Origin of the sequence: Xanthomonas sp. MUS 060 (assembly GCF_000963215.1) — a bacterium.
GTDB lineage: Bacteria > Pseudomonadota > Gammaproteobacteria > Xanthomonadales > Xanthomonadaceae > Xanthomonas_A.
Genome location: NZ_JZIM01000025.1, coordinates 1 through 22,088, shown reverse-complemented (window position 1 = coordinate 22,088; position 22,088 = coordinate 1). Strand labels below are relative to the sequence as shown.

Below are 22,088 nucleotides of genomic sequence, written 5' to 3'. Positions count from 1 at the left end.
GCCGATGGGACGATCGAGTTTGTGGGGCGTAACGATCATCAGGTCAAGATCCGCTGCTTCCGTATCGAGCTGGGCGAAATCGAAGTACGCCTGAGCTCGCATCCGGACGTGCGCGAGTGCGTGGTGGTGGCATTGGAAGAGGCCGAGGGTAACGACAAGCGGCTGGTGGCGTATTGGGTTGGTGCCGAGGGCGTGACGTTCGAACATCTTGGTGCAGAGGATTTGCGTAGCTGGCTGTCGGCGACTCTACCGGATTACATGGTGCCTGCCGCTTATGTGCAGCTAGATTGCTTGCCGGTGAATTCGAACGGCAAGCTGGATCGTAAGGCATTGCCTGCACCTGATGGTGCTGCCTATGTGGCGAGTGCGTATGAAGCACCGCAGGGTGAAATCGAACAGGCGATTGCGGTGATCTGGCGTGACCTGCTGGGTCTGGAGACGATCGGGCGGCACGACAACTTCTTTGCATTAGGTGGACATTCGCTGTTGGCAGTGACGCTGATTGAGCGCATGCGCCAGCTGGGTCTGCAGGCCGATATTCAGAGTCTTTTCGCTACGCCAACGTTGGTTGCTCTGGCAGCTCATACCATGCCATTAAGTGATAACAATCAAATGAAATATTGCTCATCCTCTTTTGATGTTGATTCAATTGAGGAGGTTATCATATGAAAATATCAGATCTATTCCTTGAATTTAAATTAAATAAAATATCCCTCTCATTGAGCGATGATGGACTCAATTTGCGGATTTCTTGTAGAAAGGGGGCGCTTGATGTAGGTGCTCGTGAGTTTATTAAAAATAACAAGGAGGTTATAATTGAGGAGTTAAATAAAGGAGCTTTCGATGGATTGAAGCATGGCGATGAACTTATTCGTGACAATAGGGTTTTATTAAATATATCAAGAGGTGAAATTAAAAATATTTCAAAAATGACGCCTGGTGGTTCTGAAAACATCCAGGACATCTATCCGCTCGCCCCATTGCAGGAAGGCATCTTTTTCCATCACCTACTGCAGCGTGAAGGCGACGCTTATGTGCTGCCGAACCTGATCGCGTTCGACAGGCGTTCGCGTTTGGATGGGTTCGTCGATGCAATGCAACGCGTGATCGATCGTCACGACATCCTGCGCACGGCGGTACTCTGGGAAGGCCTTGCCGCACCGGTACAGGTCGTGTGGCGGCATGCGCCGTTGATGATCCAGGAGATTTGCCTGGATGACGCCGATGGCGATGTAGCCACACAGTTGCAATCGCGCTTCGATCCACGGCACTGGCGCATGGATGTGCGTCAGGCACCGCTGATGCGCGGCTTTGCTGCGTACGATCCGGCGAATGATCGCTGGTTGCTGCAGCTACTCAGTCATCACCTTGCGCTCGATCACACCACGCTGGAGATTGTGTTAGAAGAAGTCAAATGTCACTTATGCGGCGAAGCAGCCAGCTTGCCCCCTTCGGTACCGTTCCGCAATTTTGTGGCGCAGTCGCTACTTGGCGTGAGCCGCGAGGAACACGAGGCGTATTTCCGCACGCTGCTCGGTGATGTGGATGAATCCTGCGCGCCGTTTGGTCTGGCCGATATACAGAGCGATGGATCGGATGTGGCGGAAGTGAGGTTCGAGCTGCCGGCTCGGCTGTCGGCATTGTTATGCAACCATGCACGCACGCTTGGCGTGAGTGTGGCCAGCCTGTTCCATCTGGCCTGGGCGCAGGTGGTGGCGCGTGCCACGGGTCATGAGCGTGTTGTATTCGGAACCGTGTTGTTTGGCCGCATGCAGGGCGGCGCGGGATCCGACCGTGCGTTGGGTATGTTCATCAATACCTTGCCGCTGCGGATTGAGATTAATGGGTCCAGCGTGTTGGAGAGTGTGCGTTTAGTGCAACAACGCCTTGCAGCGCTGTTGCGGCATGAGCACGCACCACTATCGCTGGTGCAGCGTTGCAGCAATGTCCCAGCGCCAGCGCCGTTGTTTACCTCACTACTGAATTATCGGTATAGCGTCCAGGCGGAAGGCTCTGCCGAAGCGATGGCCTGGGAGGGAATCCAGATGCTGTCAGTTCACGAGCGGACGAATTATCCGCTTGGCATCTCTGTCGACGATGTAGGCTCGGGTTTTGTACTGACGGTGCAGTCACAACGGCCACTGGTTCCAGGACGGATCTGCGCGTTCCTGGTGAAGGCGCTGGAAGGGCTTGCCGACGCGCTTGTCCATGCGCCTGAAACGGCGGTGCGCGATCTCGATGTTCTGCCCGAGGCTGAGCGCCATCAGCTGCTGATGGAGTGGAATGCAACGGCAGCGGAGTATACCCGCGATGCGTGTGTGCATGAATTGTTCCAAGCACAGGTGGTGCGGACACCCTCGGCCATCGCGGTGGTGCAGGGCGAAGTGTCGCTGACGTATGCCGAGTTGAATACACGTGCCAACCGTCTGGCGCATTATCTGCGTGAATTGGGCGTCGGCCCGGATGATCGCGTGGCAATCTGCGTACAGCGCAGTGTCGAGATGGTGGTGGCGCTGCTGGCGGTGCTGAAGGCCGGTGGTGCGTATGTGCCGCTGGATCCGGCTTATCCTCCAGAGCGGCTGGCCTACATGCAAGCCGATTGCGGCGCGGTGGCGGTGCTAACGGACACCACCAGCCGCGGTCTGTTCGAGGACAGTGCCACTTCTGCGGTTATTGTTGATCTACACGCCGATGGCGAGCGCTGGGCGCATCTTCCATACAACAATTCCGACCACCATGCCAATGGTTTGACCGCTCACCATTTGGCGTATGTCATCTACACATCCGGCTCCACCGGCCGACCCAAGGGCACCTTGCTCACCCATGCCGGTGCAGCGCATTACCTGCAATGGGTTGTGCAGAACTATCAGCCGCAGCCAAGCGCGGTGGTGTCCTCGTCGCTGTCCTTCGACGCCACATTGACCAGTCTGCTCGCCCCGTTGCTGTGTGGTGCCCAGGTCGAACTGCTGCCCGAACATGACACCCTCGATGCCTTGCGGCAACGCCTGTGTGATTCGACACCGCTGGGGTTGGTCAAGCTCACCCCGGCGCATCTGGAAGTGTTGGGTCAGCAATTGGCTGGCCATCCAGCACCGCTGAGCCCCGCCGTCATGGTGGTCGGCGGCGAAGCGCTGCCGCCGGCCACGCTAGCCCGTTGGCAAGCTCTCGCACCGCACACCCGTCTCATCAACGAGTACGGCCCCACCGAGACGGTGGTCGGCTGCGCAGTTCATACGACCACCGCCGACGATGCGCGTGCGCGCAACGGTCGCGTGCCGATCGGTCAACCGATTGCGCATCTGCGCCTGTACGTACTCGATGCATATGGGAAATTGGCGCCGATTGGCGTGGCCGGTCAGCTGCATATCGCCGGACCACAGCTGGCGCGCGGTTATTTGGGACGCCCCGATCTGACCGCCGAACGTTTCGTCCCCGATCCGTTCGCAGAATATCCCGGTGCGCGCATGTACTGCAGCGGCGATCTGGCGCGTTGGAGTGCAGATGGCAATCTCGATTATCTCGGTCGCAATGACGACCAAATCAAACTGCGCGGCTTTCGTATTGAACTGGGCGAGATCCAGGCGCGGTTGAGCGCACATGCGGATGTGCGCGAGTGCGTGGTCGTGGCGCTGGAAGATGCGACAGGTAACGGCAAACGGCTGGTGGCGTATTGGGTCGGTGCCGAGGACGTGATGTCTGAAGATCTGGGTGTAGAGGCCCTGCGCAATTGGCTATCGGACGTGCTGCCGGATTACATGGTCCCGGCGGCGTATGTGCAGTTGGATCGTCTGCCGCTGACCCCGAACGGCAAGCTGGATCGGAAGGCGTTACCCGCACCGGATCCGTTGGCAAGCTCTCGCACCGCACACCCGTCTCATCAACGAGTACGGCCCCACCGAGACGGTGGTCGGCTGCGCAGTTCATACGACCACCGCCGACGATGCGCGTGCGCGCAACGGTCGCGTGCCGATCGGTCAACCGATTGCGCATCTGCGCCTGTACGTACTCGATGCATATGGGAAATTGGCGCCGATTGGCGTGGCCGGTCAGCTGCATATCGCCGGACCACAGCTGGCGCGCGGTTATTTGGGACGCCCCGATCTGACCGCCGAACGTTTCGTCCCCGATCCGTTCGCAGAATATCCCGGTGCGCGCATGTACTGCAGCGGCGATCTGGCGCGTTGGAGTGCAGATGGCAATCTCGATTATCTCGGTCGCAATGACGACCAAATCAAACTGCGCGGCTTTCGTATTGAACTGGGCGAGATCCAGGCGCGGTTGAGCGCACATGCGGATGTGCGCGAGTGCGTGGTCGTGGCGCTGGAAGATGCGACAGGTAACGGCAAACGGCTGGTGGCGTATTGGGTCGGTGCCGAGGACGTGATGTCTGAAGATCTGGGTGTAGAGGCCCTGCGCAATTGGCTATCGGACGTGCTGCCGGATTACATGGTCCCGGCGGCGTATGTGCAGTTGGATCGTCTGCCGCTGACCCCGAACGGCAAGCTGGATCGGAAGGCGTTACCCGCACCGGATGCCCCCCAGCCTATGCGGCGCGTGCGTATGAAGCGCCACAGGGCGCGATTGAACAAACCATCGCGGCGATCTGGTGCGATCTATTGGGTCTAGAGAGGCCTATGCGGCGCGTGCGTATGAAGCGCCACAGGGCGCGATTGAACAAACCATCGCGGCGATCTGGTGCGATCTATTGGGTCTAGAGAGCATTGGGCGGCAGGACAACTTCTTCGCGCTCGGTGGGTGGACATTCGCTGCTGGCGGTGCGGGTCGCCTCGCGTGTGCGCAAGGAATTGGGTGTCGAGATTGGCGTGGCCGAGCTGTTTACGCATGCGACGTTGCAAGACCTTGCCGCTTGTGTGACATTCGCTGCTGGCGGTGCGGGTCGCCTCGCGTGTGCGCAAGGAATTGGGTGTCGAGATTGGCGTGGCCGAGCTGTTTACGCATGCGACGTTGCAAGACCTTGCCGCTTGTGTGGCAGGCGTCCTCGTCCAGCGCGATCTTGCCGCCGATCGTGCCGCTGGAGCCGGATGCACCGCGGGTGCTGTCGTTTGCGCAGCAACGGCTCTGGTTCCTGTCGCAGTTCGAGGGCGTCAGCCAGGCGTATCACGTCAGCGGTGGCCTGCGCTTGCGTGGGGCATTGGATACGCAGGCGTTGCAGCGTGCATTGGACCGCATCGTGGCTCGGCATGCGTCGCTGCGCACGACCTTCGCGCTGGTCGATGGGCAGACGTTGCAGCATGTCGCTGACGAGGACACCGGCTTCCATTTGGTCGCTCACAATCTGTGCGGTGTGCCTGATCGTGAGGTGGTGCTTGAGAAACTTTTGACCGAGGAAGCGCAAGCGCCATTTGCGTTGGAGCACGGCCCGCTTCGAGGGCGTCAGCCAGGCGTATCACGTCAGCGGTGGCCTGCGCTTGCGTGGGGCATTGGATACGCAGGCGTTGCAGCGTGCATTGGACCGCATCGTGGCTCGGCATGCGTCGCTGCGCACGACCTTCGCGCTGGTCGATGGGCAGACGTTGCAGCATGTCGCTGACGAGGACACCGGCTTCCATTTGGTCGCTCACAATCTGTGCGGTGTGCCTGATCGTGAGGTGGTGCTTGAGAAACTTTTGACCGAGGAAGCGCAAGCGCCATTTGCGTTGGAGCACGGCCCGCTCATCCGTGGTCGGCTGATACGCCTTGCCGATGACGAGTCCGTCCTCTTCGTCACGATGCACCACATCGTGTCGGATGGATGGTCGATGGGGGTTTTGATCAACGAGTTGAGTGCGCTGTATCGGGCCTTTGCATGTGGCGAAGCCGATCCGCTGCCACCATTGCCAATCCAGTACGTCGATTATGCAAGCTGGCAGCGGCAATGGTTGACAGGCGATGTGCTGGAGCAGCAAGCGACCTACTGGCGCGAGACGCTGTCCGGCGCACCGGTATTGCTGCATCCGTGGTCGGCTGATACGCCTTGCCGATGACGAGTCCGTCCTCTTCGTCACGATGCACCACATCGTGTCGGATGGATGGTCGATGGGGGTTTTGATCAACGAGTTGAGTGCGCTGTATCGGGCCTTTGCATGTGGCGAAGCCGATCCGCTGCCACCATTGCCAATCCAGTACGTCGATTATGCAAGCTGGCAGCGGCAATGGTTGACAGGCGATGTGCTGGAGCAGCAAGCGACCTACTGGCGCGAGACGCTGTCCGGCGCACCGGTATTGCTGGAGTTGCCCACGCACGGATCGTCCGCGTCCAGCGCGTCAGGATCATGCCGGGGCGATGCTGGAGGTGGTCATCGGTCCGCAGCAGGCGCAGGCGCTGAAGGCACTGAGCCAGCGCCATGGCCTGACGATGTATATGACGTTACTTGCCAGTTGGGCGCTGCTGCTAGCGCGTCTGTCCGGGCAGGACGATGTGGTGGTCGGCAGCCCTGTAGCCAATCGGATCGTCCGCGTCCAGCGCGTCAGGATCATGCCGGGGCGATGCTGGAGGTGGTCATCGGTCCGCAGCAGGCGCAGGCGCTGAAGGCACTGAGCCAGCGCCATGGCCTGACGATGTATATGACGTTACTTGCCAGTTGGGCGCTGCTGCTAGCGCGTCTGTCCGGGCAGGACGATGTGGTGGTCGGCAGCCCTGTAGCCAATCGTGGCCGCTCCGAGACCGAAGGATTGATCGGCTTCTTCGTCAACACGCTGGCCCTGCGGGTGGAATTGTCCGGCTCGCCGACGCTGGCGCAATTGCTGGCCTCGGTGAAGGAACGCGCATTGCAAGCGCAGGTGCATCAGGACATCCCGTTCGAGCAGGTGGTCGAACTGCTGCAGCCGCCACGCAGTCTGGCGCATGCGCCGCTGTTCCAGGTGATGTTCGCCTGGCAGAACACGCCGCAGGGCGAACTGGATCTTGGTGAAATCGAGGCGAGCGGTCTCACCACCGCGCAGACAAGTGCGCAGTTCGACCTATCGCTGTCATTGGCCGAGAGCGAGGAGGGGATTGTCGGCAGTCTGATCTATGCCGCCGCGCTGTTCGAGCATGCGACGCTGGAGCGTTGGATCGGGCATTGGCGGCATCTGTTGGCGGCGATGGTGGCGTCTCACCACCGCGCAGACAAGTGCGCAGTTCGACCTATCGCTGTCATTGGCCGAGAGCGAGGAGGGGATTGTCGGCAGTCTGATCTATGCCGCCGCGCTGTTCGAGCATGCGACGCTGGAGCGTTGGATCGGGCATTGGCGGCATCTGTTGGCGGCGATGGTGGCCGAAGGTGCTGAAGATCGGGCGGTGGACCGTCTGCCGTTGCTGGACGAGGCCGAGCGCCATCAGCTGCTGACGCAGTGGAATGCGACCAAGGCGGATTATCCTCGCGCGCGATGCCTGTGTGCATGCATTGTTCGAGGCACAGGTGGCGCGTGATCCATCGGCAATTGCGATTGTTCAAAACAATGTCGCGCTGACGTATGGCCAGTTGAATGTGTGTGCCAACCAATTGGCGCATTACCTGCGCGAGTTGGGTGTGCGCCCGGATGACCGCGTGGCAGTGTGCGTGCCGCGTAGCGTCGAGATGGTGGTGGCGTTGCTGGCGGTGCTGANCAGGTCAAGATCCGCTGCTTCCGTATCGAGCTGGGCGAAATCGAAGTACGCCTGAGCGCGCATCCGGACGTGCGCGAGTGCGTGGTGGTGGCATTGGACGAGGCCGGGGGTAACGACAAGCGGCTGGTGGCGTATTGGGTTGGTGCCGAGGGCGTGACGTCCGAACATCTTGGTGCAGAGGATTTGCGCAGCTGGCTGTCGGCGACTCTACCGGATTACATGGTGCCTGCCGCTTATGTGCAGCTAGATTGCTTGCCGGTGAATTCGAACGGCAAGCTGGATCGTAAGGCATTGCCTGCACCTGATGGTGCTGCCTATGTGGCGAGTGCGTATGAAGCACCGCAGGGTGAAATCGAACAGGCGATTGCGGTGATCTGGCGTGACCTGCTGGGTCTGGAGACGATCGGGCGGCACGACAACTTCTTTGCACTCGGTGGACATTCGCTGTTGGCGGTGCGGGTCGCTTGGCGCTTGCGTCAGGAGCTCGATGCCGAGATCGGTGTGGCCGAGTTGTTTACGCATGCCACACTCCAACAGCTTGCCGCGTGTGTGGCGTCTTCGTCCAGTACGGTCTTGCCGCCGATTGTGCCGCTGCAGTCCGATGCGCCGCGCTTGCTGTCGTTTGCTCAACAACGTCTCTGGTTTCTGTCGCAATTTGAAGGCGTCAGTCGGGCGTATCACATCAGCTGTGGGTTGCGTTTGCGCGGCGTGCTGGATAAGCAGGCGCTGCAACGTGCGTTGGATCGCATCGTGGCCCGGCATGCGTCGCTACGCACGACCTTCGCACTGGTCGACGGCCAGGCATTGCAGCAGATCGCCGCCGAGGATACGGGCTTTCATCTGATCGATCAGGATTTGCGTCATGTGCCTAATCGGAAGAGCGTACTTGAGCAACTATTGGCTCAGGAGGCACAGGCGCCGTTCGTGTTGGAGCGTGGTCCGCTGATCCGTGGCCGGTCGATACGACTTGCCGATGACGAGCACGTCCTGCTCGTGACCATGCACCACATCGTCTCGGACGGCTGGTCGATGGGGGTTTTGATCGACGAGTTGAGCGTGCTGTATCGCGCCTTTGCACGTGGTACCGCCGATCCGCTGGACCCATTGCCCATCCAGTACGCCGATTATGCGAGTTGGCAGCGGCAATGGCTGGTTGGCAAGGTGCTGGAGCAGCAGGCGACCTACTGGCGCGAAACGCTGTCCGGTGCGCCGGTGCTGCTGGAGTTACCGACGGATCGTCCACGTCCGCCCCGTCAGGACCATGCTGGCGCGATGCTGGAGATGGTTATCGATCCGCCGCAGGCGCACGCGCTGAAGGCGCTGAGTCAGCGGCATGGGGTGACGATGTATATGACGCTGCTGGCCAGTTGGGCAATGCTGCTGTCGCGTCTGTCCGGCCAGGACGAAGTGGTGATCGGCAGCCCGGTCGCTAATCGTGGTCGCTCCGAGACCGAGGGGCTGATCGGGTTTTTCATGAACATGCTGGCGTTGCGCGTGGAGTTGTCCGGCTCGCCGACACTGGCGCAACTGTTGGCCTCGGTGAAGCAGCGCGCACTGCAAGCGCAGGTGCATCAGGACATCTCGTTCGAGCAGGTGGTGGAACTCGTTCAACCGCCGCGTAGTCAGGCGTATGCGCCGTTGTTCCAGGTGATGTTCGCGTGGCAGAACCTGCCGCAGTCTGCACTGGATCTTGGCGAGATCGAGGCCAGCGCACTTGATGTTGCACGGACGAGTGCGCAGTTCGATCTGATGCTGCTGTTTGCCGAGAGTGAGGAGGGGATCATCGGCAGCGTGACGTATGCAACAGCCTTGTTCGACCGTTCGACGGTGGAGCGGTGGATGGGGAATTGGCGGCATCTATTGGCCGCGATGGTCGCCGAAGGCGCTGACGATCTGGCGGTGGACCGTCTGCCACTGCTGGGCGAAGCCGAACGCCATCAGGTATTGAGGCAATGGAATGCGACGGCGGTCGATTATCCGCGCGATGCGTGTGTGCACGAATTATTCGAGGCACAGGTGGCGCGGACACCATCGGCCATCGCGGTGGTGCAGGGCGAGGTATCGCTGACCTATGGCGAGTTGAATGCGCGTGCCAACCAACTGGCGCACTATCTGTGCGGATTGGGTGTGCGCCCGGATGACCGGGTGGCGATTTGCATGCGGCGCAGCATCGAGATGGTGGTGGCGATGCTGGCGGTGCTGAAGGCAGGTGGCGCCTATGCGCCGCTGGATCCGGTCTATCCTGTCGAACGTCTGACCTACATGCTCGAAGATAGCGCTCCGATCGCGGTTCTGGCACAGACATCCACCTTGAACTTGCTGCTGGCCGCGTCAATGCCCATCGTCAATCTGGATGAATGGCGCGGGCAGGATCAGGCGGTGTCGAATCTGTCGATCGACGGTCTGACGTCGGCCCATCTTGCCTACGTGATCTACACGTCCGGTTCCACGGGCCGGCCCAAGGGGGTGATCATCGAACACCGCAACACGGTGAATCTGTTGATCTGGGCGGAGCGTTTTTACGGGCCATCGGTCCTGGCCAGAACTCTGTTTTCCAGCTCGTTGAACTTCGATATGGCGGTCTACGAATGCTTTACACCGCTGATTTGCGGTGGTGCAACGGAGGTGGTCGACAATCTCCTGGCGCTGCAAGCCGGTGGGGATGACTTGACGTTGATCAATACAGTGCCGTCGGCACTGAAGGCAGTGTTGGATTCCAGTGGATTGGGGCAGGGCGTACAGACGGTCAATGTTGGAGGCGAAACGCTCAAGCGTCAGCTTGTGGAGGATCTTTTTGCCAAGACGCAAGTCCAGCGCCTGTGCAATATGTATGGTCCTTCGGAAACAACGACCTATTCGAGTTGGCTGCCGATCGAACGCAATGAAGATTTTGTGGTGACTATTGGTCGGCCTGTGGCAAATACGCAGTTCTATTTTCTGGATAAATATCAGCAGCCTGTACCCATGGGGGTCACGGGCGAGATTTATATTGGTGGCGCGGGTGTGGCGCGTGGTTATCTGAATCGTGACGATTTGACCGCCGAGCGCTTTCTCCCCGATCCATTCAGCGATGATCCGACGGCGCGGATGTACCGCAGCGGCGATCTGGGACGTTGGCGTCCCGATGGTACGATCGAGTTCGCGGGGCGCAACGATCATCAGGTCAAGATCCGTGGCTTCCGCATCGAGCTGGGCGAGATCGAGACGCGGCTGAGTGCGCATCCGGATGTGCGCGAGTGCGCGGTGATCGCGCTGGAAGATGCGACGGGCGGCGACAAACGGCTGGTGGCGTATTGGGTCGGTGCCGAGTATGTGGATGCTGAGGTATTGCGTAGCTGGCTATCGGCTGCGCTGCCTGATTACATGGTCCCGGCGGCCTATGTGCAGTTGGATTGTCTCCCGCTGAACCCGAACGGTAAGCTGGATCGCAAGGCATTACCCGCGCCAGACAGCGCGGCCTATGCGGCGCGTGCGTATGAAGCACCGCAGGGGGCGATCGAACACACCATTGCCGCGATCTGGAGTGACCTGCTGGAGCTGGACACGATAGGTCGGCACGACAATTTCTTCGCGCTCGGTGGACATTCGCTACTGGCGGTACAGGTCGTGAGTCGTCTCAAGCAGGCCGGAGTCGAAATCTCCATGGGCGATCTGTTCTCTCATCCCGATGTCATTTCATTGGCGGCCCATTTCCAGAACGGAGGATATGATGATACTCATGACGGCCTGATTCCTTTCCGCGAAGAAGGTAGTGAGCCACCGCTGTTTCTTCTTTATGACATTTCAGGGCATGCCATGTATGGCATGGAGATCGAGAAATTCCTACGCGCCGGGATTCCGGTTTATGGCGTTGAATGTTCTGAGGGTTCTTCGATACATTCCATCCAAGAAATGGCTGCTCAAGCAATCGAAAGAATTCGGCAGGTTCAGCTCTCCGGTCCATATCGTCTGGCCGGTTGGTCGTTCGGTGGGATTGTGGCTTATGAAATGGCGAATCAGCTTGTAAAATCCGATATGTCAGTCGAATTCCTAGGTCTTTTCGATACGATTCACCTTTCCAGTAATGTTCTGCTGAAGGAAAAGATGGCCTCTTTTTATGGTATCGACAGCGAAGATGTTATTCGTCATATCTTGGGTGTGCAGAACGCGCGTATGGAAAACCAATCGGAAGAATTCAGCGAGGTCGTGAATTTTTGCAGGCAGATGTTCTTTTCGCCAGAGCAGATGAAGGTGCCAGGGCAGATGACGCAAAGCGAAGTGTTGGATTACACGATGCGTGCTAAATTCATAAAATCGGCTATCGAGTATTCTGCGCCATCGATTCCGATGCGGGTGCATCTATTTGAGGCTTCGGAAGCCATGAAGGGAAGTCTGCTCCAAGAGAGTGCATTCCAGAGTTGGCAAGCAGTTTTGCCGAAGGATTCTATTTTCCACATGAAAGTTCCAGGCACGCATCAATCCATGATGCAGCCGCAGAATGTCGAAATCTTATCGATGGCTCTTTCGGAGGCAATAAGCAAAGCCTGATCACTCGACCCGATACATCCCCTGTTTTCGAGTCGTATCCGGATGCGGAGTCCAATTGGGCGATTGGACTCCAAACCAACGCGGTACTCAAAATCGGGGGCGTCGTGACGAAAGGCCTGGTATAGCCGATGGTCTTGCTGTGTCTCAGGGGTCTGTCGTTGGCGTTTCACCGTCGCTGCGCACCAGCAGCACGTCACCCTGTGGCGCGTGTTGCACCTGCGTGCGTGTAGGCAGTGCGTGCAGTGCGTCGGTGACCGTGTCCAGTGCCGGCTCGGTGTCCGGTAGCGGCCGCCACATCCCGATCAGGTTGAAATGGCGTTCGTAGTGCAGACGCTGCGCACTGCCAAGCCACAGCGGCAGGTTGCCTGGCTGCAGGTGTGCGGCGGCTGGCCACAGCCGTAGCGCGTACAGTTCGTCTGGGCGCTTGCCAGGGCGCAGCATCAGCAGCGATTCCACTCGGCTATCCAGTGTCGCTGGCAATACCGGCACCTGTGCCGGGGTGGCCGTGTCGTCGAGCAGTTGCAGGGCTTGTCGCCAGCCGGCCTGTGCTTGCACTCGCCAACCAGCGGCAGCGAGTTGATGTTGCAATGGTGCCAGCGATCCTGCCACTTGTAAGTTCAGCGGCCAGCGTTGGTCGTCGTCGAATGCGTTGCGGCGCGGTGGCAGTTGCTGCCAGTCGTGCCGCCACCACGCCGAGGTCGTGATCTGCAGCAGCGGCGGCGGCGCCGGTTCGAACTTGGCTAGTTTGCGTTCCAGGTCTCGGGGTGCGTAGTACAGCGCGGCGATCACGAATCCACCGTAGAACAGCCAGGCCAGCGGTGTTATCCAGAATCTGCGGTGGAGGCGACGGCGGTAGGCGATGCCCAGCACCAACAGCCAGAAGATGCCGAACAGCATGCCGCCGACCACGTCGCTGAGCCAATGCGCGCCCAGGTAGAGGCGGGCGAAGCCGATCAGCGTGACCACCGCGCCTGATAGCAGATACGGCCAAACCCTGGAGCGCCCGGGGAGTTCGCGTGCGATCAGTACCGCGAAGAAGCCGAAGTTGATCGTGGCCATGGTCACGGCGACCGATGGGAAGCCGAAACCGCTGCTGGCGGTTGGTGGGTGCACCACCTGCACGGTGCTCCCGAGCAGTTTGGTCAAGGCCAGGCCAAACGCCAGCGCCGCCAGCCAGTGCACCGCGGCCATCCAGCGTCTACGCCAAGCCAGATAGCCCAAGCCGAGTGCGGTGGCCGGTGCCAATACCTGCCAGTTGCCGAGCGAGGCCAGCGCGGTCATCGGCGCATCCGCCAATGGATTGCGCAGCGCCAGCATCAGCTCGTGCACGGCCAGGTCCAGGCGCAGCGGCGCGTCGTGCGCGATCACCAGCATCAGCAGTGCGAACCAGCCCCAGCCCAGCGCCAGCAACATCGTCGCCAGCATCGCCAACGGCACGGACTCGCGCCGTTGCGGGTCGAACACGGCCACCGAATAGCGACCGAGCACCGGGTGCCGGTGCGACCAGTCCAGCGCGCGCGACAACAGCGCATCCATGTGCCCGGCCGACCAACGGTAGCCGTACAGCACGATGGTCCAGGCCAGCGCCAGCGCCAACGCCAGCAGGCCCAGAACCAGGAACAGGCGCCCGGCCACCGCCGCCACCGCCTCGTAAGCCTGGCCGAGTAGCCAGCCCGGCCCGAGGAACAGCAGTGCCCAGGTCACCGCCGCCACACTGCTGGGCGGCAGGTAGCGCCGTAGCGGCATCTTCGACATGCCTGCCACCGCGGGCACGAATGGCCGGATCGCGCCCACGTAGCGGGCGACCAAGATGCTTTTGAACGCATTGCGGCGGAACATCGCCTCGCCACGGTCCAGCCACTGCGGATAGCGTTTGAACGGCCAGTAGCTGCGCAGCCGGTGGCCCCAGCGGTATCCGACCCAATAGCTGAACGCGTCGCCGATCAGTGCGCCGAGCGCTGCGCTGAGGACTGCATATGGACCGGAAATCTTGCCCAGGCCGATCAAGACGCCGATCGCGAACAACAGCGGCAGCGCCGGCACCACCGTGCCGAGGATGATGACCGCATCGCAGAGCGCGATCGCGAAGATGACCACGCCGGCCAGCATAGGGTGTGCTGCGATCCACGCCAGCGTGGCATCGGTCCATGAGACATTCATCCGTAAAGTATAGGCGGCTCTGGAGGGTGTTCCGCGTAAACTGGGACGATGCCTGCCGCCGATTCCGTTCAGATCCTCAAGTCCGACAGCTTCGGGCGCATCCTGTTGTTGGGCGAAGGCGATGCGCGCTTCGTGCGCCGCGATCTGAGCGCCTCGCCGTGGTGGTTGCGTCTGCCGGCATGGTGGCTGGCGCGGCGCGAAGCCTGCGCGTTGCGGCAGTTGGCGGGCATGGCGGCCACTCCGCAATTGCGCGGTTGGGACGGCACCTTCCTGGATCGCAGCTATCTGGCCGGCGCGGCGATGTACCAGCGGCCGCCGCGGGGGGATCTGGCGTACTTCCGCAATGCCCGGCGTCTGTTGCAGCAAGTACACCGGCGCGGGGTGGCGCACAACGACCTGGCCAAGGAAGCGAATTGGCTGGTGCTGGAAGACGGTCGTCCGGCGTTGATCGATTTCCAACTGGCGGTGCGTGGGGCGCCACGTTCGCGCTGGATGCGCTTGCTGGCACGCGAGGATCTGCGCCATCTGCTCAAGCACAAGCGCATGTATTGCGCGCATGCGCTGACGCCAGTGGAACGGCGTCTACTCAAGCGCCATTCCTGGGTGCGCACGCTGTGGTTCGCCAGTGGCAAGCAGGTGTACCGTTTCGTGACCCGGCGCGTGCTGCACTGGGAGGACAACGAAGGGCAGGGGCCGAAACCGTGAGTCGTTGCGGGCGATGCGTCTCGCGCATTGCTGGCGATGCAGGGCAGGCGCGGCGTCGCTTGCATCGTTGCCTCGTCCGCTGGGCATCTGCATCACCTTGTGCTTCTAAAAGCGTGCGAAGTGTTGCTTCCACGCGCATGAGTGCGAGCGCCATCTACCCCGCCGCCGTGCCGGTCGAAGCGGCACACCGTGGCGCCGCTGGCGCTTGCCGTCGTTGCGGCAGCATCGCTTGTTCCTGTGGCAAGCCGCGCCGGCATCGACCTGCTTGCTCGGTGTCGGCGCTACCCTGTACATCGGCGTAGGGTAGCGCTGCTGCGTGGCGAGTACGCAGGCGTTCAGCCGTTTTCCCCATTCACTGGAGTGTCGCGATGAAATACCTGCATGCCATGATCCGCGTCCACGATCTGGAAAAGACCAGCGCGTTCTTTACCGAAGGTCTGGGCCTGTACGAGACCCGTCGCATCGAGAACGCGGCGGGTAAGTTCACCCTGGTGTATTTCGGCGCGCCGGAAAACCCCGATGCCGAAGTCGAGCTGACCTACAACTGGGGCTCGGACGAGGACTACGGTAGCGCGCGTAATTTCGGTCATCTGGCGTTCGAGGTCGATGACATCTACGCCATCTGCGCGCACCTGCAAGCGCAGGGCGTGACCATCAACCGTCCGCCGCGCGACGGACGCATGGCCTTCGTGCGCAGCCCCGACCTGATCTCGATCGAACTGCTGCAGAAGGGCGATGCACTGGCTCCGGCCGAGCCGTGGGCGTCGATGCCCAACACCGGAGGATGGTAATCGCTTTGCGTTTTCACGCCGCTGAGCGCGCAGGCGGTCGCGGTGGTCTTTTCTTTATAATCGGCTTTTCCCTGCTGGATTGCTTCGATGACCGCTTCTGCCGCCGCGCAGCTGATCGCCCTCGCCCAGCGCTATTGCCTGCCGATCTACCGCCAGCGTCACTTGGTGCTGGAGCGTGGCCAGGGCTCCACCTTGTGGGATAGCGAGGGGCGCGACTACATCGATCTGGCCGCCGGCATCGCCGTGTGCGGGCTCGGTCACAACGATCCGGATCTGCATGCGGCGCTGCTGGAGCAGGCGGGCAAGCTGTGGCACACCAGCAATGTGTTCTACAGCGAGCCACCGTTGCGTCTGGCCGAGGAGTTGGTCGAGGCGTCGCGGTTCGCGCACAAGGTGTACCTGTGCAATTCCGGCGCCGAGGCCAATGAGGCGGCGATCAAACTGGTGCGCAAGTGGGCCGCCAACCAGGGGCGCGCGCCGCAGCAGCGGGTCATCGTGACCTTTCGCGGCAGCTTCCACGGCCGGACGCTGGCGGCGGTCACCGCGACCGCGCAGCCTAAATATCAGGAAGGCTACGAACCGTTGCCTGGCGGCTTCCGCTACGTCGACTTCAACGACATCGCGCAACTGGAAACGGCGATGGCCACCGGCGATGTGGCTGCGGTGATGCTGGAGCCGGTGCAGGGCGAGGGCGGGGTCATGCCGGCCGCGCCGGGCTTCCTGGCACAGGTGCGCGCGCTGTGCGATCGTCATGACGCCTTGCTGGTTCTGGACGAAATCCAATGCGGCATGGGCCGCACCGGCACCTTGTTCGCGCATTGGCAAGACGAGGTGACGCCGGACATCGTGACCCTGGCCAAGGCGCTGGGCGGTGGCTTTCCGATCGGGGCGATGCTGGCCGGGCCGAAGGTGGCCGAGGCCATGCAGTTCGGCGCGCATGGCACCACCTTTGGCGGCAATCCGCTGGCGGCGGCGGTGGCACGGGTGGCGCTACGCAAGCTGGCATCGGCGCCGATCGCTGCCAATGTGGCCAAGCAGTCGGCGGCGTTACGCCAGGGATTGGCCGCGCTCAACGACGATTTCGCGCTGTTTTCCCAGGTGCGCGGCCGTGGCCTGATGCTGGGCGCGGTGCTGACCTCGGCGCACGCGGGTCAGGCGGGCGCGATTCTCGATCATGCCGCCGCGCATGGCGTGCTGATCCTGCAAGCGGGTCCGGATGTGTTGCGCTTCGTGCCGGCGTTGAACCTCAGCGATGCCGAAGTGAGCGCCGGCCTGACGCGTCTGCGCGGCGCTTTGCGCGATTACCTCGCCACGCGTTGAGCGTTATCGCTTCGGGCCTGGTCAGCCGCAGCGACCTCCGCAAACGCCTCGCGTGCTGCTTGCAGCGTCGCCGCCAATACGGCGTCGTCGTGGGCGCTGGAGACGAATCCGGCTTCGTATGCCGAAGGGGCCAGGAACACACCGCGTGCGAGCATCGCGTGGAAGAAGCGGTTGAACGCGGCGGTGTCGCAGGCGGTGGCCTGTGCGTAGGTCTCCACCTTCTCGCTGGTGAAGAACAGGCCGAACATCCCACCGACTTGATTGGTGGTGACGGCCACGCCAGCGGCGGCGGCGGCTTGTTCGAGCCCGGCGCACAACGCCGTGGTGCTGGCCTCCAGACGTTGGTGGAAGCCCGGTGCCTGGATCAACTCCAGCAGCGCCAGGCCGGCGGCCATTGCCACCGGATTGCCGCTCAGCGTACCGGCCTGATAGATCGGGCCAGATGGCGCGATTTGTCGCATCAGCGCGGCGCGTCCGCCATAGGCGCCCACAGGCATGCCACCGCCGATGATCTTGCCGAAGGTGGTCAGGTCCGGCACCACGCCATAGTGCGCCTGCGCGCCGCCGAGGGCGACGCGGAAGCCGGTCATCACTTCGTCGAAAATCAGCAATGCGCCATGCTGGGTGCACAGTGCGCGCAGATGCTGCAGGTAGCCGGCGCGCGGCGGGATGCAGTTGGCGTTGCCGACCACCGGCTCGATGATGACGGCGGCGATCTCATCGCCCATCTGCGCGAACAGCGCGTTAGCGCCCTCGACGTCGTTGTAGGCCAGTGTGGCGGTGAGTTCGCTCAGCGCTGCCGGCACGCCAGGGGAGGTCGGCACGCCCAGAGTCAGCATGCCGCTGCCGGCCTTGACTAGGAACGAATCGCCGTGGCCGTGATAGCAGCCTTCGAATTTGACGATGCGGCTGCGCCCGGTCGCGCCGCGCGCCAGACGCACGGCCGATAGCGTGGCTTCGGTCCCGGAGTTGACCATGCGCACCATCTCGCACGAAGGCACCAGCCGGGAGATGGTCTGCGCCATCGTCACCTCGGCCGGGCATGGCGCGCCGAACGATAGCCCGTCGGCGATCGCGCGCTGCACCGCCTCGCGCACCGCCGGGTGGTTGTGGCCGGCGATCATCGGTCCCCACGAGCCGACGTAGTCGATGTAGCGGTGACCGTCCACGTCGTACAGATACGGGCCGTCGGCGCGCTGCACGAAGAACGGTTCGCCGCCGACCGATTTGAAGGCGCGCACCGGCGAATTGACTCCGCCGGGGATCAGCGATTGCGCTTGTGCGAACAGGGCGTGTGAGCGGGCGTGCTGCATGGGGGACATCCTCGGCGGGCTGAGCGGGCGTGCGCATGGCGCATGTGCGGTGATTGTCGCGGCTGTGGTGGGGAGTCGCCATGCGTATTGGCGGCGGACGTGCTGTTCTCATGCCATGTGGGCGGCGGACGTGGCGTGGATATCGGGGGTGAGTCGGGGCGTGGAGCGTGCGCGCAGACGCCATGCCGGCCCTGCCAGCGCATCAGGCGAAACAGGCGCGATAGGCCGCCAGTGCGGCCTGCGGATCGGCGGCGTCGAACACGCCGCTGATCACCGCCAGCAGATCGGCACCGGCGCCGACGACGGCGCGGGCGTTGTCGGGGGTCAGGCCGCCGATCGCCACGCGTGGCAGTCCCAGTGATGCGGCGTCGCGCAGCAGGCCAGGATCGGCGCGGCGTGTGGCGACCTTGCTGCGGCTGGGAAAGAACGCGCCGAACGCGACATAGCTGGCGGCGGCGGCGGCGGCGGCGTGGGCGCGCTGTAGGTCGTTGTAGCAAGACGCGCCGATCAGCGCGTGTGGTCCGAGCATGGCGCGGGCGCGCCCCAGGTCGCCGTCGTCCTCGCCCAGATGCACGCCAGCGGCGCCGACCGTCTGTGCCAGCATCACCTCGTCGTTGATGATCAATGGCACCCCGGCCCGCAGGCACATGGCCTGTAACGCGCTGGCCTGGGCCAGACGCTGCGCCGCATCGGCGCGCTTGTTGCGGTATTGCAGCCAGGTCACGCCCTGTTCCAGCAATGGTGCCACCCGTTCCAGCAGGCGTGTGCCATCGGTCTCGTCCGGGGTAATGAGGTACACGCCGCGAGGCGTGGTGGATGTGCTCATGCAGGTGCAAGCCTTTCGATACGTCGGCGGCGATGGGACAATGGCGCTTTCCCCTGCCGTAGACCTGCGATTATCCAATGAGCGATACCACTACCACCATCTACCGCGCCTGGATGTGCGTCGTCTGCGGCTTCATTTACAACGAGGCCGACGGTTTGCCGGAGGAAGGCATCGCGCCGGGGACTCGCTGGGAAGATGTGCCCGACACTTGGACCTGCCCCGATTGCGGCGTCACCAAGGACGATTTCGAGATGGTGACGATTGAGTAATTTGGTTGAGATTGGATGTTTTCCGCCGGTGCGCGGCTTCGTTGAGATGTTGCTTGCGCGGTTTTCGCTGCGCGGCTTCACTCTTCGCTACGCTGTGACTGGTGCCTTCCCTGCAATCGCGCAGCGTCCGGATGCCTACAGCGCTGGGTAGCGGTTTCTCGACTGGGCGACCCTTTTTAAGCCCTTGCTCGATTGCGGCGACCCAGCGATGTAGGTCAATCCATCGCGCCTCAATGCATCCGTTGTGCGCGTGCGCTCAGTTCCACCAGGCGTTCGCGGATCGTCAAGGCGTCGTGCGCTTCCGGATTTAGCTGCAGATAGCGGCTCAGATCGTGGCGGGCGCCGAGCACATAGTCCAGTTGCAGATAGGCCAGGCCCCGGTCACGCAGGGCGTCCGATTGGTCGGGCATCAGCTTGAGTACCCGGTCGGCGCTGCGTGCGGCACGGTCCCATTCCTTGCGTTCGGCATAGACGCCGTGCAGGTTGCGCAGCACCCGGGTGAGGATCGCGCGGTGCGGAGCCGGATTCAGTATCTGCAGTAGCGCACGGTCGTCCGGGTTTTCCCCGCCCAGGTGTGGTCGCACGCGTTCGCGGAGTTCTTCCACCGCCAGTGGGCGGCCGCCGTTAAACGGGTCCATGACCAGCAGACCATCGTCCACCGGCAGGCGGACCAGGAAATGTCCAGGGAAGGACACGCCATCCAGCGGGATGCCCAGGCGCCGGGCCACTTCCATTTGCACCAGCGCCAGCGAGATCGGGTTGCCCAGGCGGCGCTCGAACACCTGGTTCATGTAACTGTTGCGCGGGTCGTAGTATTCGTCGTGATTGCCGCTATAGCCAAGCTCTTCGAACAGATGGCGATTGATCGCCGCCATTTTCAGCGGCCATGGTTCGATCAGCGCGACCTCGTGCCGCAGATGGTCGGCATGGTTTTGCGCCAGCGTGTCGTAGTGGGCCGCATCCAGTTCCGGATATTCGTCGCGTGCGATCAGCAGCGCGGTTGCCAGCAATGGCAGCGCATCGTCGTCCAGAGTGGACAGGGTGTTCCAGCTTGGCAATGTCAGTGCGTCGGCCATGCTCGAAGACTGGCGGCAAAACGTGGCCCGATCAAGTCCGGCATTTCCTGACAGCGATGTCGGTTCAGCGCCGTGATGGCGGCCCGCTGTGGAGTCAATGGGCCTGCGGAATGCTCGGGTCGAAGCGCAGTTCGGCACCGTTTTGCAATTTGAGTTGCTCGGCCTGACCGGCGTTCAGTTCGAGCACGTAGCGCGCCGGCGCATTGCTCGGATACGGTGGGCAGCTGTTACCCGCCGAACACGGTGGCACATTGCGCTGCTGCGCCACCAGCTTGCGCTGGGTGTCGAAGTAGAGAATGTCCAGCGGGATCTTGGTGTTTTTCATCCAGTAGGCTTGGGGTTCTTCGTGTTCGTGGATGAACAGCATGCCGTGGTCGGCCTCCAACTGGTCACGAAACATCAGCCCGCGTGCGCGGGTGGCGTCGTCCTGCGCCAACTCGACCTGATAGCGGTGTCCGCCCAGTTCCACCCAGTGATCGCCAGCGCTGGCACAGCTGCTCAGTGCGACAAGGAAAAGAACGCTAAGGGCTCGGGACAGGGACATGGCGTTGCAATAAATGCGGGAAGGAGAGCGCGCACCTTGTTGCATCGTGCGCGGGGAGTCAAGCGTCTGACGGAATTCCTGGCGTGGCGCTTGTGCTGCGGCTGCGGACACTTTTGTTTCTGTAGGAGTGATCTTGCTCGCGATGCGCGAGCGGCAAGGCATGCAAAGCGTCGCGGCGTAAACCGCGCCGACAACCACATCGCGATGGTCGCCGATGGAGGCGATCCGATGGCCGAATCGGTCGATCGCGATGCGGCACCGGAAAACATCGCCGAATCCCGAATCAAAACACCCGTGGCGGCTCGCCGCCGACGATCACCACATCGGCGCGGCGGCGCGCAAACAGGCCGACGCAGACCACACCGGGGATTTGATTCAACTCGCGCTCCAGCGTGAGCGGGTCGGTGATCGAGAGGTGATGCACATCGAGTATCACGTTGCCGTTGTCGGTGACCACGCCATCGCGCCAGACCGGCTGGCCGCCGCTGCGCGCCAGGATTTCACGGGCAACCAGGCTGCGCGCCATCGGGATCACTTCGATTGGCAGCGGGAATGCGCCCAGGGTCTGCACCTGCTTGCTGGGGTCGACGATGCAGACAAAGCGCTCGCTCGCCTCGGCGATGATTTTTTCGCGGGTCAGTGCGGCGCCGCCGCCTTTGATCAGGCATTTGTTCGGATCGCATTCGTCGGCGCCATCCACATACAGCGACAGGGTGCCGGTGTGGTTCAGTTCCAGCACGTCGATGCCGTGCTGGCGCAGGCGCGCGGTGCTGTGCTCGGAGCTGGAGACCGCGCCCTTGAGGCGATGGCCGATGCGGCCGAGCGCATCGATGAAGTAGGCGACGGTGGAGCCGGTGCCGACACCGACGATCATGCCGTCCTCGACGTACTCGATGGCTTTCTCGGCGGCAAGGCGTTTTGCTTCGGACATGGGGGATTCCGGGGGCGGGATTAGGGGTGCCGTGGGGC

The 22,088-nt window shown here is 62.1% G+C and carries 19 protein-coding genes; 12 read left to right on the top strand and 7 right to left on the bottom strand.

Going from position 1 to position 22,088, the window contains the following annotated elements; all coding sequences use genetic code 11:
- The 7 genes from XANALMUS060_RS15245 to XANALMUS060_RS17660 all read left to right on the top strand — a co-directional run.
- The coding region (locus tag XANALMUS060_RS15245; protein WP_045739169.1) for a phosphopantetheine-binding protein at window positions 1-669 on the top strand (669 nt) is incomplete at its 5' end.
- 260 nt (window positions 670-929) lie between these two features.
- Entirely contained in the window at window positions 930-4,223 is a 3,294-nt protein-coding gene (locus tag XANALMUS060_RS15240) for an amino acid adenylation domain-containing protein (protein ID WP_052688197.1), read from the top strand.
- Complete coding sequence (locus XANALMUS060_RS15235; protein ID WP_045739168.1) at window positions 4,156-4,626, top strand: AMP-binding protein; 471 nt, start codon at window positions 4,156-4,158, stop codon at window positions 4,624-4,626. Before XANALMUS060_RS15240 ends, XANALMUS060_RS15235 begins: the two co-directional genes overlap by 68 nt.
- 737 nt (window positions 4,627-5,363) lie before the next feature.
- Window positions 5,364-5,984, top strand: coding sequence for a condensation domain-containing protein (locus XANALMUS060_RS15225; protein ID WP_045739166.1), 621 nt, complete (start codon window positions 5,364-5,366; stop codon window positions 5,982-5,984).
- Between the two features lie 182 nt (window positions 5,985-6,166).
- Window positions 6,167-6,529 (top strand): condensation domain-containing protein, encoded by a 363-nt coding sequence (locus XANALMUS060_RS21345; protein ID WP_255352387.1) that lies wholly within the window; start codon window positions 6,167-6,169, stop codon window positions 6,527-6,529.
- Window positions 6,487-7,269, top strand: coding sequence for a condensation domain-containing protein (locus XANALMUS060_RS21340; protein ID WP_052688195.1), 783 nt, complete (start codon window positions 6,487-6,489; stop codon window positions 7,267-7,269). Before XANALMUS060_RS21345 ends, XANALMUS060_RS21340 begins: the two co-directional genes overlap by 43 nt.
- A 107-nt stretch (window positions 7,270-7,376) precedes the next feature.
- Entirely contained in the window at window positions 7,377-7,643 is a 267-nt protein-coding gene (locus tag XANALMUS060_RS17660; RefSeq protein WP_052688194.1) for an AMP-binding protein, read from the top strand.
- A 188-nt stretch (window positions 7,644-7,831) separates the two neighbouring features.
- On the opposite strand, the gene XANALMUS060_RS22230 is transcribed toward XANALMUS060_RS17660, so the two are convergent.
- Entirely contained in the window at window positions 7,832-8,110 is a 279-nt protein-coding gene (locus tag XANALMUS060_RS22230) for a hypothetical protein (protein ID WP_235430538.1), read from the bottom strand.
- Here XANALMUS060_RS22230 and XANALMUS060_RS15220 point away from each other — a divergent pair.
- Window positions 8,042-12,115: a non-ribosomal peptide synthetase gene (locus XANALMUS060_RS15220; protein ID WP_235430537.1), complete on the top strand. Its 4,074-nt coding sequence runs from the start codon at window positions 8,042-8,044 to the stop codon at window positions 12,113-12,115. The genes XANALMUS060_RS22230 and XANALMUS060_RS15220 overlap by 69 nt on opposite strands.
- A gap of 144 nt (window positions 12,116-12,259) precedes the next feature.
- On the opposite strand, the gene XANALMUS060_RS15215 is transcribed toward XANALMUS060_RS15220, so the two are convergent.
- Window positions 12,260-14,275: a bifunctional DedA family/phosphatase PAP2 family protein gene (locus tag XANALMUS060_RS15215; protein ID WP_045739165.1), complete on the bottom strand. Its 2,016-nt coding sequence runs from the start codon at window positions 14,273-14,275 to the stop codon at window positions 12,260-12,262.
- A gap of 48 nt (window positions 14,276-14,323) precedes the next feature.
- On the opposite strand from XANALMUS060_RS15215, the gene XANALMUS060_RS15210 reads away from it, so the two are divergent.
- From XANALMUS060_RS15210 to XANALMUS060_RS15200, 3 genes are all read left to right on the top strand, one after another.
- The gene (locus XANALMUS060_RS15210) at window positions 14,324-14,980 is read left to right on the top strand and encodes a serine/threonine-protein kinase (protein WP_045739164.1); all 657 of its coding nucleotides are present in this window, start codon (window positions 14,324-14,326) and stop codon (window positions 14,978-14,980) included.
- 368 nt (window positions 14,981-15,348) lie between these two features.
- Window positions 15,349-15,771, top strand: a complete 423-nt coding sequence (locus XANALMUS060_RS15205) for a VOC family protein (protein ID WP_045739163.1) — start codon at window positions 15,349-15,351, stop codon at window positions 15,769-15,771.
- Window positions 15,772-15,858: 87 nt separating this feature from the next.
- Window positions 15,859-17,091, top strand: coding sequence for an acetylornithine transaminase (locus XANALMUS060_RS15200; protein WP_045739162.1), 1,233 nt, complete (start codon window positions 15,859-15,861; stop codon window positions 17,089-17,091).
- Here XANALMUS060_RS15200 and hemL read toward each other — a convergent pair.
- Both hemL and thiE read right to left on the bottom strand, forming a co-directional pair.
- On the bottom strand, window positions 17,073-18,404 hold the full coding sequence (hemL, locus tag XANALMUS060_RS15195) for a glutamate-1-semialdehyde 2,1-aminomutase (RefSeq protein ID WP_045739161.1): 1,332 nt from the start codon (window positions 18,402-18,404) through the stop codon (window positions 17,073-17,075). The two genes, XANALMUS060_RS15200 and hemL, sit on opposite strands and share 19 nt — an antisense overlap.
- A 202-nt stretch (window positions 18,405-18,606) precedes the next feature.
- The gene (gene thiE, locus XANALMUS060_RS15190; RefSeq protein ID WP_045739160.1) at window positions 18,607-19,230 is read right to left on the bottom strand and encodes a thiamine phosphate synthase; all 624 of its coding nucleotides are present in this window, start codon (window positions 19,228-19,230) and stop codon (window positions 18,607-18,609) included.
- 77 nt (window positions 19,231-19,307) lie between these two features.
- On the opposite strand from thiE, the gene XANALMUS060_RS15185 reads away from it, so the two are divergent.
- The gene (locus XANALMUS060_RS15185) at window positions 19,308-19,499 is read left to right on the top strand and encodes a rubredoxin (protein ID WP_045728182.1); all 192 of its coding nucleotides are present in this window, start codon (window positions 19,308-19,310) and stop codon (window positions 19,497-19,499) included.
- A gap of 230 nt (window positions 19,500-19,729) precedes the next feature.
- Here the strand turns inward: XANALMUS060_RS15185 and XANALMUS060_RS15180 are convergent, their stop codons facing one another.
- The 3 genes from XANALMUS060_RS15180 to rpiA form a co-directional block, all read right to left on the bottom strand.
- The gene (locus tag XANALMUS060_RS15180; protein ID WP_045739159.1) at window positions 19,730-20,575 is read right to left on the bottom strand and encodes a SirB1 family protein; all 846 of its coding nucleotides are present in this window, start codon (window positions 20,573-20,575) and stop codon (window positions 19,730-19,732) included.
- Between the two features lie 94 nt (window positions 20,576-20,669).
- Window positions 20,670-21,119, bottom strand: coding sequence for a DUF192 domain-containing protein (locus tag XANALMUS060_RS15175; RefSeq protein ID WP_045739158.1), 450 nt, complete (start codon window positions 21,117-21,119; stop codon window positions 20,670-20,672).
- 283 nt (window positions 21,120-21,402) lie between these two features.
- Window positions 21,403-22,050: a ribose-5-phosphate isomerase RpiA gene (rpiA, locus tag XANALMUS060_RS15170; RefSeq protein WP_045739157.1), complete on the bottom strand. Its 648-nt coding sequence runs from the start codon at window positions 22,048-22,050 to the stop codon at window positions 21,403-21,405.
- Window positions 22,051-22,088 lie beyond the last annotated feature (38 nt).